The following is a 13,450-nucleotide window of genomic DNA, read 5'->3' on the forward strand; positions in this document are numbered from 1 at the left end:
CGTTGCCGGGCGGCTACCCCAACCTGCTCGGGGATGACGAGGTCGCACAGATCGCACACGCCTACGGCCCGAACACCGAGCGGCTGCTGGCGGTGAAACGCCGTTTCGATCCCGACCACGTCTTCCGTGCGATCCCTCTGCCGGACCCGTCCTGAACCCGGCGACCCACCCGTTGACACAGGCGGCCCACTGCCTGCGTCCATCGAAACCCAGGTAGACGATCACAGAAAGAAGCTGATCATGTCATACGAAGAGCTGGCTGGAATCCGGGTCACCGTTTCCGACGGCGTCGCCACCGTCACCATCGACAACCCGCCGCTGAACCTGGCCGACGGCACCCTTCTGCCGTCACTGCGTGCCTTCGTCGCCCGGGTGCGCCACGACAACGATGTCCGGGTGATCGTGTTCGACAGCGCAGACCCGGACTTCTTCATCGCGCACGGCGACATGGGCTTCATCACCAACCCGCAAGCGGCCATCGAGGCAGCCGGCGCGGCCATCGCAGCCGTTCCCGACGCGCCCGTGCCGCCGGCGATGAACCTCATGCAGGTGGTACACGAGGAGGTGCGCGCGTTGCCGCAGGTCACCATCGGCAAGCTCGCCGGCCTGGCCCGCGGCGGCGGCAACGAGTTCCTGATGGCCCTGGACTTGCGATTCGCCGCGATCGGCCGGTCCGGGCAGGCTCAGCCGGAGACCCTCATGGGCATCATTCCCGGCGGCGGCGGTACACAGTACCTCACCAAGCTCGCCGGGCGCGCCCGCGCCCTGGAACTCATCCTGGGCGGCGAGCTCATCGACGCCGAACTCGCCGCCGCCTACGGGCTGGTCAACCGCGCACTGCCGGCCGACGAACTCGACGCTTTCGTCAACACCCTGGCCCGCCGCATCGCACGGCTGCGTCCGGAGATCGTCGCAGCGGTCAAAATCGCCGTGAACGCCGCGGCTGCCCAGGTCACGAAAGAGGGGCTCGGCATCGAGAACGAGGTGCTGACCGGCCTGTTCACACCCGATGCCGCCGTGCTCGCGCACAGGCAGCTCGCGGCCGGAGCCCAGACGCGCGAGGGCGAACGCCGTCTGGAGGAGATCCTCAACGCCACCAACTGACCGATGTCCACACCTGATCCGCCTTCCGATTCTGGTTCATCGGACTGCACGTCCTTCCGCCTCCGCACCACCACCCATCATCTGAGGAGCGCCATGTCCGCCACCCGTCCGTCCCTGCTCCCCGATCCGAGCGCGGATCTCGGCCTGCACGGTGCACGTGCCGTCGTCACCGGAGGAACCCGCGGCATCGGCGCCGCCACGGTGCGCCGCCTGGTCACGGCCGGCGCACACGTGGTCGCCGTCGCCCGCAACCCGGCCGCGGTCCCCGCTGGAGTGCACCTGGTGACCGCCGACCTGAACACCCCCGGCGGAGTCCAGCAGGCGGCAGCCGCGGCACTCGACCTTCTGGGCGGCATCGACGTGCTCATCGACAACGTCGGACGCAACATCCAGGTACCCGACGGCGTCCTCGCTGCGACCGACGAGGACTGGCTGGCCAACCTCGAAGCCAACCTGCTGTCCACCGTCCGCCTCGACCGCGCCCTGGTCCCGCACATGATCGCACAGGGCCATGGGGCGGTCGTCCACGTGTCATCGAACGCCGCCCGCTACCCCCAGCCCAACGGCGCTCCATACGCCGCCGCCAAGGCCGCACTCAACGCCTACAGCAAGAGCCTCGCGCTCGCCTGCGGCCCGCACCGCGTGCGGGTCACCGCGGTCATGCCGGGCGTCATCGAGACCGACGCCGTGGAAACAAGCCTGCGACAGGCGGCAGAACGCACCGGCCAGGACCTGGAGACCGTCCGCAAGGAGTTCCATCAGCGCCTCGCCGCCCCGCTCGGCCGCCCAGGTCGGCCCGAGGAAGCCGCCGAGGTGATCACCTTCCTCGCCTCCCCACGCGCCTCCTACCTCACCGGCATCACCGTCTCGGTCGACGGAGGCATTCTCCCCACCCTCTGACGCACCGCCGTTGACCGGCTCGGACACCGACGGTCCACCGCTTCCCGCCAGACCGGCTGAGCGTTCACGCTGCGCAACATCGGCACCTTCGAGTGCCTCGTGGACGGGACGACCGCGCGTTCTTCATGGATACGAACGCCCGCCTCCAGGTCGACCACCCGGTGACTGCACCGCACCCAGCAAGCTGACACGCCCGATGGCGGGTCGCCCGGCACCCCGGACGTACGTTGGTCAGAGCGAGCGACTGGGTGCCCAGGACGATGGCGAGGGCCAGGCGGTCGGCGTCCTCGGTGCCGGGTTCAGCGGTGTAGACGGTGATGCGCAGGTCATCCAGGGCGACGAACAGCGTGTCGCAGTCGAGGGTGGTCGGCCCGGCCGCCGGGTGGTCGATGGTCTTTCGCCGCGACGTGTCGGTCGGAGGCGGGGCGGGCGTCCCAGAGTTCGGCGAAGCGCGGGCTGTCGGCGGGGTAGCGCGAGGCCGTCAGGCGCAGGTCGGCCACGAGCCGGGCTTCATGCTCGGCCTGTTCCCGCGGGGTGTGCACGACCCGCGAGGGCAGGCGGCCGACGTTGCGCCAGACGGCGTTGCGTTCCAGGCCGCGCCAGGTGCTCGTCTCGCCCATGAGCGCGTCGTAGGGCGCGTTGGCCAGCACGAGGGTCCAGCTCGCGTCGTACACGACGACCGGGGTGTGCGACAGCCGGTCGAGCAGGCGTTGCACGCTCGGGGTGACCCGCGACGGCACCATGTCCGGGCCGGGCGCGGGACCTGACGGCGGTCGCCATGAGGCCCGCGCGCGTGGCGGCAGCGTCCGCGAGATCGGCTGCGACCTGTCGAGCCCGGCCGACGTCCGTGCCGCCGCGGCCACCGTGCGCGACCTGCTCGCCGCCGGCGCCGTACGGCCGCTGCGCGCGCTGGTCGCCAACGCCGGCACCATGTCGGGCGACACCCGGCGGGCCTCGCCCGATGGCTACGAGCTGACCTTCGCCGTCAACTACCTCGCCCACGCCCAGCTCATCGGCGACCTGCTCGGTTCGTTCACCGCCCCGGCGCGGGTCGTGCTGCTCGGCTCGAACGCCTATCACGCCAATGTCTGGCGCAAGCTAACTCCAAGCTGGCGATCCTGTACTACGCCCATGAGCTGCAGCGTCGCACCGGCGCCGGGATCAACGTGTCGGTGTTCGAACCCGGCTGGATGCCCGGCACCGCGCTGGGCCGTAGCGTGCCCGCGGCGTTTCAGGCGATGAGCCGCGCCTTGGGCCGTGTACCCGGCGTGTCGACGCCGCGACGCTCGGGGCCGCTGTTGGCTGCGATGGCCCTCGACGACGAGTGGGCACACTTGCACGAGGGCGCGTTCGTGGTGAAGACCAAGCTGACCGAGGTGCAGCCGGTCGCCCACGACCGCGACCGGGAGCGGCGCCTGTGGGAGGCGACCGCCGAGCTGTTGGAACGTGCGGGCGCGTCGCGTTAGAACGTACTGCCCGGGCCGTGCCGCACCTGCTGCCCCACGGCTTCACCCACGCCGACCTGCGCCGCCACCTGGCGCCCCTGCTCGGGAAACGTCCCGAGCTCATGACCGGCAGCCAGATCACCTACGGCCTGCGGCGCCTGCGCGTGCACGGCCTCATCCACCGCATCCTCGGCAGCTTCCGCCACCACGTCACCGCCACCGGCCTGAGCACTGCCCGCTTGTGAGTGCTTTGTCGATACGGCGCAGGTAGGAGAACTGGTTGTCACGCCATCCTGCGTGGGTACGGTTAGTGGCAACGTTGACGCCGATGCCAGCATGCACACCGATCGCCGAGTGCGCCGGCATCGCCGCCGTCTTCTGACCGGGCAGGCTGCCGGTGTATTTCTCGGATGAGGCGGTGCAGACCGACAATGAGACGGAGGCGTTCGTCGTTGTAACGGTTCCGGAAAGCGATCACGGCGTCGGTGGAGGCGTTGGAACCCGAGTTCTCCAACACAGACGGCCAGATCGCCGTTGCCGAATGATTCGGCCGAAACGGCCGGGCTGACAGTCCACATCAGCCCGGCCACCGTTATCAAGCGACGGTCGCGTCCACGGTCACCGGAATGTTGCCGCGGGTCGCGTTGGAGTACGGGCAGATCGCGTGGGCGGCCTCGACGAGCTTGTCGGCCGCCGCCTGCTCCGCACCGGACAGTTCGACGTGCAGTGCGGCGCTGAGACTGAACCCGCCTTCCGATGTCGAGTGCACCTGCACCTCGGCGACGACCGCGGAGTCGCTGATCTGGGTCTTCTGCTGTGCCGCAACGGCCTTGAGCGCCGAGTGGAAGCACGCGGCCCAGCCCGCCGCGAACAGCTGCTCGGGGTTGGTCGCGCCACCGGGGCCACCCATTTCTTTCGGGATCGCCAGGGAGATGTCGAGCAGGCCGTCGTTGGTCCTCGCCTGCCCTCCCGCCCTGCCGTCGCCGGTGGAGGTGGCAATGCCGACGTAAAGAGGTTCGCTCATGGTATTACGGTTCCTTTCTTTTGCGGCACAACAAGCGCCGGGGATGGTGGGGCAGCGCGTAGTCGGCTACGGCGAGCCCCTAGAGCGAGTCACAAGACTGAACGTTCTATACACCGCCAGTGGCGGCGTGGAAGGAACCCGCTGCGAGTCCGGGGTGACCCGCATTCACGACCGGAGTGGATCATTCGCTCACGCGACGATGGCAGCGGCGAGTTCGCGCGGCCGGGAAGCGAACGGGCTGTGGTCGCCGGGGAGAGTGCGCACGGTGAACGCGTTGTCGGGGAAGGACTTGTCGGCTTCCGCGATCATCAGATCCTGCGCCGCCGGTGTCAGAGCCCGGTCCTGTCCGCATCGCAGGAAGGTCCGCGGTATCCGCCCCCAGCGCGGCGCAGTCAGGGTGATCGGGGTCAGGGGGATGGCCAGTGGCAGATCGGGGCTCAGCGCGGAGCGCCAGCGGTCGAAGCGGTCTGCAGGCGTGTCGTGGTAGTAGGTCTCCCTCAGTCCCTCTACGTAGGTGGGGTCTGGTGACAGCGGATTGATGCGGAGGGCGCCGATCGCTTCGAGATCACCGAGGTACGCGTTCTGCCCGGACGCGGTGGCGTTCTCCGGCGAGCCGAAGTAGTCAATGAACCTCGGCCGTCCGGCGGGAACGAACGCGGACAGGTAGACGACTCTGTCGACGAGTTCGGGCGCTCGCTCCGCAGCCAAGGAGGCGGGGCCGCCGCCAGCGCTGTGCGCGACAAGTACAACCGTGTGGTAGCGGCGTACCTGCCGCAAGACGGTCACGACCGCGTCGGCACAGGCGTCCATCGTCACGCCGGCGACCGGCGACTTCTCGGTCAGCAGACCAGGCTGGCCGGGCAGCAGGTAACCGGACGGCAGACGCGCGTCGAACCCGTGCCCGGGCAGGTCCACAGCCACGCTGGCCGCACCCAGCTCGGCGAGTGCCCGCTGTGTCGGCGCCCACTGCGCCGAGCTGTGCCAGGCGCCGTGCACGAAGACGTAAACGGTGCTGTGCAAAGGAAATTCTGTCATGGCTGCGCGTTCGAGCCTGTTTGAAACGGCATCTTTCTCGGTATCCATCCTCATCCGCCTGCTCAAGATTCCGGCCTTGGTCAGTGGTCGGCCGCGACAAAATGATCATGTTCTGGACCTGAGCCCAGATGGTCCATCAGGAGGCGGCACTCCTCGGCGGTGCCGACAACCGTACGTCCGGGCGCCGGAGCCGACGCGCCATAGCCGGCGCGGGAGTACGCGACAACGCGGTACCCCCTGTCAATAACCGAGTCGCCCTCTCTGCCACCCCCTCGGGCGGGCGATCAGCGGCCGTACGCTTCCAGCAGCCGCAGCCAGACTTCGCTGACCGTGGGGTACGCCGGAACCGCGTGCCACAGCCGGTCGAGGGGAACCTCGCCGACGACCGCGATCGTCGCGGCGTGCAGCAGTTCCGCGACATCGGGCCCGACGAGCGTGAAGCCGACGATCACCTTGCGGTCCTCGTCGACGACCATGCGGGCGTGCCCCTGGTATCCGTCGGCGTGAAGGGCCGATCCTGCGACGGCACCCAGGTCGTAGTCGACGACGCGGACTCGGAAGCCGGCGGCCTCGGCCGCGGCCGCGGTCAGTCCCACCGATGCGATCTCCGGCTCGGTGAAGACCACTTGAGGCACCGCGCGCTCGTCAGCTGTGACGGCGTGGCGGCCCCACGTGCTGTCGTCGACCGCTTCTCCCTTGGCGCGCGCCACGATGACATCGCCCACGGCGCGGGCCTGGTACTTGCCCTGGTGGGTCAGCAGCACGCGGTGGTTGACGTCTCCGGCGGCGTACAGCCACCCGTCACCCAGCGGTGCCCCGTCATCTCCGAGAACCCGCAGCGTGTCGTCCACCGTGAGCCAGGCACCCGGCGTCAGACCGACGGCGCCGAGGCCGATGTCCTGGGTGTTCGGCATGCGGCCGATCGCGACGAGTACCTCGTCGGCTTCGACGTCCTCGCCGGTGGTGAGCGTGATGCGCACCGTACCGTCGCCGTCACGCTTCACGGCCCCGGCCTCCGCGCCGAGGAGCACCGAGACACCGGCGTCCCGCAATGACTCGGCGACCCGTTCTCCGGCGAACGGCTCCGCGCTCGGCAGTACACCGTCGCGGGCCAGCATCGTCACAGACGATCCCAGGGCGGCGAACGCCGTGGCCATCTCCGACGCCACGACGCCGCCGCCGATGACGGCGAGCCGGCCGGGGATCGCACTCGCGGCGGCCGCTTCCCTGCTGCTCCACGGCCCGGCCTCGCGCAGACCGGGGATGTCCGGCAGCAGCGCGGCGCTGCCGGTCGCCACCACGACCGCATGCCGCGCGGTCAGCGACGCGGTGCCGGACTCATCGGTGACCTCGACAACCCGGTCGGAGCTGATCCGCCCCTGGCCCCGGTACAGCGTGATCCCGGCCGAGTCGAGCCAGGACACCTGCCCATCGTCCTTCCAGTGCGCCGCAAAAGTGTCACGTCGGCGGAGCACAGCCGTGACGTCGAGGTCACCGGTCACCGCCTCACGCGCTCCCGGCACCTGCCGGGCCGCCCGCAGCGCGGCCGTACTCCGCAGCAATGCCTTGGTCGGCATACAGGCCCAGTAGGAGCACTCACCACCGACCAGCTCCCGCTCGACGATGGCGGCGCTCAGCCCGCCCTGCACCACCCGGTCGGCGACGTTTTCGCCTACCGGGCCCGCGCCGATGACGATGACGTCGTACGTGTGGTCGTCCATGTCAGCCCTGCCTGGCGGCGCGGCCCAGGCGCAGGGCCGAGATGAGGAAGAAGATGCCGCCCGGGATGGCGTAACCGATCGCGCTGGCGAGCGTGGGCTGGGCCGCGCCGGCCGACGCGACGAACGACACCCCGGCCAGCACCGAGATGCCGCCGCTGAGGATCATCGGCCACTGGCCACCCATCTTGCGGCGGGGAACAGCCACGATCAGCTGGACCAGCCCGGACACGATCGCCCAAACCCCCCACACGCGCAGGACGGCCGGGATGCCGGACGCGGAGGCGACGCCCACGCCGACAGCCGCGACAAGACTGACCGCCATGTTGACGTAGAGCAGCACCGGCGACCGAGTGGCGCGCGAGGCGTTCGCGTCGACGACGGCCGCACCGACGTCGAACAGCGGGTACAGCACCAGGAGCACGGCCGCAACCGGACTGAGCTTCGTAGCCATGGTGAACATCACAAGGGCCCAGACGATGGCGAACGCGAACCGGACGAAGTACAGCCGTCGCAGGGCAGAGGCCGCTCTGGTGGTATCGGATGGAGCAGCGATGGTGCTCACTTTGATCCTTTCGGTGGATGTTCGAGGGAGGAAGACTTCAGGGTTTGCTCTAGTCGGCCTTCTCCGATCAGGCCGGCCGCGCATCTCCCCGGACCGGCGCGATCACGCGGTCCTGCCTGGGCGTCAGGACGTAGCGCGCCCGGGTGGCCACTGCCGTATATGGCGAGCGCCGGAGACCCGCTATCACGAGGTAGAACGTTCTGCCCCGTAGCTTGGCAGGAACATCGCCACACGTCAAGACCGAACGTTCTCCCTCTTGCTGGCCCAAATCGCTGTCGCCCGGCAAACTCCAGCACGGTACCGAACGTTCTGTCTCCTGATGTAGCCTGTTGCGGAACGCGGAGGCTCGCCCACGAATCAGGACACTGATCCGGGAGGTCGAGCTCCTCGGTGATGACAAAACCCGGGCCTTACCTGTCAGAGACAACTGACCAGAGGTGGCCCTCTGTTTTAGGAGACTGCTCATGTCCAAGGCCGCAGAACGAGCCGACAGCAGAGAAATGATCGCCGTTCACAACATGTTCCGGCGCGAGTTCCGGGCCATGCCAGGCCTGGCGGAGAACGTGGAACCGGGAGACGGGAGCCACGCGACGGTGGTCGCCGACCATGTCGATCTCGTCGCAGGGCTACTGCACGCCCACCACGCAGCCGAGGACGCCCTTCTCTGGCCGAAGCTCCAGGAACGAGCCCCCGCCGACGTCGCCCCGCTGCTCGACTCGATGCAGTCCCAACACGATGAGATCGACCGACGGCTGGACGCCGTCAACACCGCGATGAAGCAGTGGCGAGCCACACCGGACCAGGCAAGCCGTGACGCGGCCGTCCGCTCGTTGCGCGACCTCCTGCCGACCCTGGAGGTGCACCTCACGGCCGAGGAGGCGGGCATACTTTCCCTCATCGACAACCACCTGAGCGCCACCGAGTTCGCTGAGGTCGGCCAGCACGGTCTCGCCCATCTGCCCCCGTCGAGCCACGCCCTGCTGTTCGGCATGCTGCTGCACGACATCGACCCCGAGATGTACGAGCTCGTGCGCGGCACCGTCCCCGCCGAGATTTTCGACATCGTCTCCATCGTCGGCCCGCAGGAGTACGCCAGCCACCGCGAGCGGTTGCAGGGACGGGCCTGACCAGCTCTCAGCCGCTGAAGCTTCCGCAGGCACACGACAGTGCCTCACCCAGGCCATGCAGCAGGACCCCGAACGCCGGACGTTCGCCCTGTCCGCTCGTAAGCCGTGCCGTCCCCGGGTGCCGTGCCAACTCCGTTCTCCGTCCAGTCCCTAGACCTCGACGACGAACGGCGGTTTCCCACGGTGCCGGGCGGACCCGTGCTGGTCGCGGCACGACGCGTCGTTCGGTGAGGTCGGTCGAAACGGACGGGCTCGATGTGGGTGCAGGCATGCCTCGACGCGTCGGCCAAGGGATGCCAATACCGAACGTTCTACCTCTTCGTGAGTTAACCTGGAGAGATGACTTCAAGCACCAAGGGCGGCAGCACCTCCGAAGCGCGAGCGCGGCTACTCAGCACAGCGACCAGAATCTTCTACGCGGAAGGAATCCACTCCGTCGGCATCGACCGGATCACCGCAGAGGCGAACGTGACTCGGGCCACGCTGTACCGGCACTTCACGGGGAAGGAAGACCTCGTCCTCGCCTACCTCGGCCAAGCCGACCAAGGAATCCGGGGACAGGTCGCCGCTGCCCAGGCGAGCAGCCGGTCAGCCGTCGACAAAGTCCGTGCCGTCGCCCGATCCATCACCCAAGGCATCCAGTCTCCCGGTTTCCGCGGCTGCGCCTTCCTCAACGCGGCGGCCGAATACGCCGACCCCGCCCATCCGATCCGCCAATTCGTTCTGGCCCACCGCCAGTGGTTCCTGGACACCGTCACGGAGCTGCTGGCTCAGATCGGCGACGCGCCCGCCGGCCCAGCAGCCCGACACTTCATCCTGCTCAGGGACGGCGCCATGGCGGCCGGCTGCCTCTTCGACCCCGTACTCGTCTCCGAAACCTTCCTGCAGGGCGTCGAGGGAATCCTCCTGGCGCGCACCGGCTCGACAACCTCGCCAGAGACGACCCCCTCCAGCGGCACTACAGAGCAGCAAGCCGGAGCCTCCCCATCCCGCCGTTGACGGACGAACCCAGGCGCCAACACGACAGGTGGCCCGATGACATGGAGGGACCGCGTACCCGTGCCACAGCGTCGCCCAGCGCGGGCTTCTCGAAGGCGCAGCCGGCGCCGCGCTCGCCCTGCACGCCGTGGGAACCGGCGCCGTGGTGTCGGGCTGGGACACCGCCCTCCTCCTGGCCTGACCCCTGCTGGAGGCAACGCACATGGATGGCCCGTGGCGACAGATCAACGTCGCCTTCCCCGACTGGCAGACAGCGGAGCGCACCGCGGTGGCCCATGTCGCTCCGCTGCTGACCGCGGCCGAAGACGAGCAGCTCGTCAACGCGTGGTTCTTCATCCGGAAAGCACCCTGCTGGCGCATCCGCTACCTGCCCCGCCACGACACGGATCGGGCACACGCGCACCTGCGGCACCGCCTGGACGACCTCGCCCGCGCCCGCCTGATCGACGCGGTGACCGACGTCGTCTACGAGCCCGAGACCCACGCTTTCGGCGGCGCCGACGGCATGGCGTGCGCCCACCGCCTCTTCCACCACGACAGCCGGCACCTGCTCGCCCACCTTGCCGATCCCGGCCGCGGCGGCGCGCATCGCCGTGAACTGTCGATCCTGCTGTGCACGACGATGCTGCGCGCCGCCGGGCTCGACTGGTACGAGCAGGCAGACGTGTGGGCCCAGGTAGCCGACCACCGCGACGCGCCCCCTCCTGACCGCCGCGACGTGCTGCAGGCGAGCATGCGGCGGCAGCTCGCTCGGTGGCGCGACGGGACGGCGACCAAGGTCGTCTCCCAAATTTCTCCCAGGAACAGAAGAAGGGCCCGATCCGCCTAGCAGATCAAGCCCTTCACCTGCGGTAACACTGTCGGGGTGGCGGGATTTGAACCCACGACCTCTTCGTCCCGAACGGGGGTGACGCGTTCATACGACCCCCTGGTCAGATCGCTTGTCAGCCGTAAAATCGCAGGTAGAAGGGGGTGTCGCGACACCCATCGATGGCTTTGGGTGCCCATTGGTGACAGCGGGTCTCACGGTCAAACGACGGTCAGACGATCAAGGAGGCGATCGACAGGTTGGGATTCTCGCGGAAGCGCACCGGCAGAGACGGTAAGCCTCGGTACACGGCCTACTACCTCGACCTCAAGGGCAAGGAGAAGTCCGCCGGCACATTTTCCAGCAAGAAGGAGGCCGACAGAGCGTGGCGGGACGCTGAGAGCCTCGTCGCGCAGGGACGGGTGGGGGACCCGCGGAGAGGCCGGCAAACCTTCGAACGGTACGTCCTCGACACGTGGTTGCCGAACCACGAGATCGAAGCCACGACCCGGCAGAGCTACACGTACACGATCCACCGCCATCTGATTCCAGAGTTCGGCGAGATGCGGATGATCGACATCCTTCCTGAGCACGTCCGAGCCTGGGTCGCGACGATGAAGAAGAACGGTGTCAGCCCGGCGACCATCAAATACGCCAAGGTGCTGCTGAGCGCGATCTTCACAACGGCGCTCAACGACCAGGTGACGTACCTGCACCCCTGTCGAGGTGTGAAGACGCCACCGGTGCCCAGGAAGCCGCGGACGATCATCACGCCTGAGCAGTTCGACGTGCTCTACCGGGCGCTTCCCGATGCCGACTCGCGGCTTCTCGTTGAGACATCGATCGAGACCGGCTTGAGGTGGGGTGAACTGACCGAGCTGCGGGTGAAGGATCTGGCGCAGAGGTCTCGGATACTCACCGTCTCCCGCGCGGTCGTCGAGGTGAACCCGAAGTTCCATCCCACCGGTGGACGGTTCATCGTCAAGGAGTACCCGAAGGACAGGGAATTCCGACGCTTCAAGCTCACCGCGCAGATCATGGCGAAGCTCGAGGCGCACATCCAAGAGGAAGGACTCGGGGCTCACGACCTCCTGTTCGTCTGGACGCAGGATTCGAAGGCCAAGCCGATACTCCGGCTAGCGCCCAATCCTGCCGAGCTGGGCCTCACCGAGCCGAATGAGAAGGGAAGGAGCTACCGGCACGGCACGCTGAGCGCCTATACGGCCGGCAAGTGCCGCTGCGAGCACTGCCGATCAGCGTTTGCCATCTACCGCGCCGACCGACGGTCCTCAGGGAAGGACAGCCCACGCGAACCACGACGACGAGCCACTGACGGTCACATCTCTGCCGACTGGTTCCGGCGTCAGATTTGGAAGCCCGCACTGAAGGAAGCCGACCTGGGGATCACCGTTCGGATCCACGACCTGAGGCATGCCCATGCCTCCTGGTTGCTGGCGGGAGGCGCTGACCTGCAGGTCGTCAAAGAGCGGTTGGGCCACGCCTCGATCGCCACCACCGAGAAGTACCTCCACACACTGGATGACGCAGACGAGACCGCACTGGACGCGTTCTCGAAGATCCGAAACCGGTCGGCGAGGTGAATGGAGCAGCCCATAAAAGATCTGGGGCAGGGAGGCGCGGCGATGGTGCCGAATAGTCGGGCCGTACTCCGTATCCAACGCACGACGATTATTGCAATTCTCCTGCTCGCGATGATCGCGGCGGTCGTCTCCTTCCGCCACATGCACGAACTGTGTCTTCGGCACGGTGAAGACCACTTGGCAGCGGTGCTCATCCCGCTCGCGGTCGACGGCACGATCGTCGTCGCCTCGATGTCCATCCTTCTGGCCAACCGGAACGGCTCCCGCGGCAGCGTCCTGGCGTGGACTATGTTGCTGGTCGGCAGCCTCGCCAGCCTCGGCGCCAACATCGCGGTTGCCGAGCCGACACTGATCGGCCGCCTCATCGCGGCCTGGCCGAGCGCAGCGTTGATCGGGCGGCCGACGGCGGGTCGACGATCGGACGATCTTGGCGGCGATCGTGTACGTGGCCACCACCGGATACGCCTGGCGGCAGTTGCCGCCGGTCTTCGGCGCCTCCTGGCAGACGGTGCACCGCCGCTTCACCGACTGGAGCGCCGCACGGGTATGGGCCAAGCTGCACCGGATCCTGCTGGACAAACTCGCCGCCCGCGACCAGCTGGACTGGTCGCGATGCGCGATCGACTCCCTCAGCGTACGGGCGGCCAAAGGAGGCACCTGACAGGTCCAAATCCTGTCGACCGCGGCAAGAACAGGTCGAAAATCCACCTCATCACCGAACGGACCGGCCTGCCCCTCGCTGTCGCGATCAACGCCGCCAACACCCACGACAGCCTGGCGCTGAAGCCGCTGATACGCAGCATCCCGCCCATCCGCTCCCGCCGCGGACCACAACGCCGCCGGCCCGCCAAGCTCCATGGTGACAAGGGCTACGACTACCCGCACCTACGCGCCTTCCTGCGCAGCCGCGGCATCATCCCGCACCTCACCCGCCGAGGCATCAAGTCCAGCCGCCGACTGGGACGCCATCGCTGGGTCGTCGAACGCACCGCGTCCTGGCTTGCCGGCTGCCGCCGTTTACACCGACGCTACGAACGCCGAGCCGACCACTTCGCATCCTTCGTCGCCATCGCCGCAGCCCTCATCAGCTACCGCCGACTCACCAAATGAGACGCCGTCCAAGA

The 13,450-nt window shown here is 68.1% G+C and carries 14 protein-coding genes and 3 pseudogenes; 12 read left to right on the top strand and 5 right to left on the bottom strand.

The annotated features are described in order from the left end of the window. The first annotated feature begins 2 nt into the window (after window positions 1-2). From C1J01_RS53855 to C1J01_RS38805, 3 genes are all read left to right on the top strand, one after another. Window positions 3-155: a BBE domain-containing protein gene (locus C1J01_RS53855; RefSeq protein ID WP_220040314.1), complete on the top strand. Its 153-nt coding sequence runs from the start codon at window positions 3-5 to the stop codon at window positions 153-155. A gap of 85 nt (window positions 156-240) precedes the next feature. Then, complete coding sequence (locus C1J01_RS38800) at window positions 241-1,104, top strand: enoyl-CoA hydratase/isomerase family protein (RefSeq protein WP_111183947.1); 864 nt, start codon at window positions 241-243, stop codon at window positions 1,102-1,104. 93 nt (window positions 1,105-1,197) lie between these two features. Beyond that, on the top strand, window positions 1,198-2,004 hold the full coding sequence (locus C1J01_RS38805; protein ID WP_111183948.1) for an oxidoreductase: 807 nt from the start codon (window positions 1,198-1,200) through the stop codon (window positions 2,002-2,004). Window positions 2,005-2,068: 64 nt separating this feature from the next. Here the strand turns inward: C1J01_RS38805 and C1J01_RS53860 are convergent. Further along, window positions 2,069-2,747: pseudogene (locus C1J01_RS53860) on the bottom strand (MmyB family transcriptional regulator). Here C1J01_RS53860 and C1J01_RS51560 point away from each other — a divergent pair. From C1J01_RS51560 to C1J01_RS38820, 3 genes are read left to right on the top strand one after another with little or no spacing between them, the layout of a single operon-like run. Then, entirely contained in the window at window positions 2,728-3,246 is a 519-nt protein-coding gene (locus tag C1J01_RS51560) for a Rossmann-fold NAD(P)-binding domain-containing protein (protein WP_220040310.1), read from the top strand. The pseudogene C1J01_RS53860 and the gene C1J01_RS51560 sit on opposite strands and share 20 nt — an antisense overlap. A gap of 56 nt (window positions 3,247-3,302) precedes the next feature. Continuing rightward, window positions 3,303-3,470 (top strand): hypothetical protein, encoded by a 168-nt coding sequence (locus C1J01_RS51565; RefSeq protein ID WP_220040311.1) that lies wholly within the window; start codon window positions 3,303-3,305, stop codon window positions 3,468-3,470. A gap of 17 nt (window positions 3,471-3,487) precedes the next feature. After that, entirely contained in the window at window positions 3,488-3,694 is a 207-nt protein-coding gene (locus C1J01_RS38820) for a hypothetical protein (protein WP_111183949.1), read from the top strand. A 350-nt stretch (window positions 3,695-4,044) separates the two neighbouring features. Here C1J01_RS38820 and C1J01_RS38825 read toward each other — a convergent pair whose 3' ends face one another. From C1J01_RS38825 to C1J01_RS38840, 4 genes are all read right to left on the bottom strand, one after another. Further along, a complete protein-coding gene (locus C1J01_RS38825; RefSeq protein WP_111183950.1) occupies window positions 4,045-4,473 on the bottom strand; it encodes an organic hydroperoxide resistance protein in 429 nt (142 codons plus the stop codon). Between the two features lie 189 nt (window positions 4,474-4,662). Beyond that, on the bottom strand, window positions 4,663-5,556 hold the full coding sequence (locus C1J01_RS38830) for an alpha/beta fold hydrolase (RefSeq protein ID WP_220040312.1): 894 nt from the start codon (window positions 5,554-5,556) through the stop codon (window positions 4,663-4,665). Window positions 5,557-5,792: 236 nt separating this feature from the next. After that, the gene (locus C1J01_RS38835) at window positions 5,793-7,229 is read right to left on the bottom strand and encodes a dihydrolipoyl dehydrogenase family protein (RefSeq protein ID WP_111183951.1); all 1,437 of its coding nucleotides are present in this window, start codon (window positions 7,227-7,229) and stop codon (window positions 5,793-5,795) included. Window position 7,230: 1 nt separating this feature from the next. Then, the gene (locus C1J01_RS38840) at window positions 7,231-7,791 is read right to left on the bottom strand and encodes a DUF308 domain-containing protein (protein WP_111183952.1); all 561 of its coding nucleotides are present in this window, start codon (window positions 7,789-7,791) and stop codon (window positions 7,231-7,233) included. 464 nt (window positions 7,792-8,255) lie between these two features. Between C1J01_RS38840 and C1J01_RS38845 the strand changes: the two genes are divergently transcribed. The 6 genes and pseudogenes from C1J01_RS38845 to C1J01_RS38870 form a co-directional block, all read left to right on the top strand. After that, entirely contained in the window at window positions 8,256-8,918 is a 663-nt protein-coding gene (locus C1J01_RS38845) for a hemerythrin domain-containing protein (protein ID WP_220040313.1), read from the top strand. 339 nt (window positions 8,919-9,257) lie between these two features. Beyond that, a complete protein-coding gene (locus C1J01_RS38850) occupies window positions 9,258-9,917 on the top strand; it encodes a TetR/AcrR family transcriptional regulator (protein WP_111183954.1) in 660 nt (219 codons plus the stop codon). A gap of 202 nt (window positions 9,918-10,119) precedes the next feature. Beyond that, the gene (locus C1J01_RS38855; RefSeq protein WP_111183955.1) at window positions 10,120-10,746 is read left to right on the top strand and encodes a thiopeptide-type bacteriocin biosynthesis protein; all 627 of its coding nucleotides are present in this window, start codon (window positions 10,120-10,122) and stop codon (window positions 10,744-10,746) included. Between the two features lie 239 nt (window positions 10,747-10,985). Continuing rightward, window positions 10,986-12,326 (top strand): tyrosine-type recombinase/integrase, encoded by a 1,341-nt coding sequence (locus C1J01_RS53300; protein ID WP_181449210.1) that lies wholly within the window; start codon window positions 10,986-10,988, stop codon window positions 12,324-12,326. A gap of 42 nt (window positions 12,327-12,368) precedes the next feature. Next, window positions 12,369-12,701, top strand: a pseudogene (locus C1J01_RS53305) (DUF2637 domain-containing protein); the annotation flags it as partial. A gap of 19 nt (window positions 12,702-12,720) precedes the next feature. Next, window positions 12,721-13,436, top strand: a pseudogene (locus tag C1J01_RS38870) (IS5 family transposase); the annotation flags it as partial. Between the last annotated feature and the right edge of the window lie 14 nt (window positions 13,437-13,450).

It is taken from the genome of Nonomuraea aridisoli (genome assembly GCF_003236395.1).
GTDB classification, from domain to species: domain Bacteria; phylum Actinomycetota; class Actinomycetes; order Streptosporangiales; family Streptosporangiaceae; genus Nonomuraea; species Nonomuraea aridisoli.

Excerpts from the sequence above, each read along its gene's own strand:
- C1J01_RS38800 (WP_111183947.1), top strand. The coding sequence starts at position 241 with ATGTCATACGAAGAGCTGGCTGGAATCCGGGTCACCGTTTCCGACGGC.
- C1J01_RS38805 (WP_111183948.1), top strand. The coding sequence starts at position 1,198 with ATGTCCGCCACCCGTCCGTCCCTGCTCCCCGATCCGAGCGCGGATCTC.
- C1J01_RS38825 (WP_111183950.1), bottom strand. The coding sequence starts at position 4,473 with ATGAGCGAACCTCTTTACGTCGGCATTGCCACCTCCACCGGCGACGGC.
- C1J01_RS38830 (WP_220040312.1), bottom strand. The coding sequence starts at position 5,556 with ATGGATACCGAGAAAGATGCCGTTTCAAACAGGCTCGAACGCGCAGCC.
- C1J01_RS38835 (WP_111183951.1), bottom strand. The coding sequence starts at position 7,229 with ATGGACGACCACACGTACGACGTCATCGTCATCGGCGCGGGCCCGGTA.
- C1J01_RS38845 (WP_220040313.1), top strand. The coding sequence starts at position 8,256 with ATGTCCAAGGCCGCAGAACGAGCCGACAGCAGAGAAATGATCGCCGTT.
- C1J01_RS38850 (WP_111183954.1), top strand. The coding sequence starts at position 9,258 with ATGACTTCAAGCACCAAGGGCGGCAGCACCTCCGAAGCGCGAGCGCGG.
- C1J01_RS38855 (WP_111183955.1), top strand. The coding sequence starts at position 10,120 with ATGGATGGCCCGTGGCGACAGATCAACGTCGCCTTCCCCGACTGGCAG.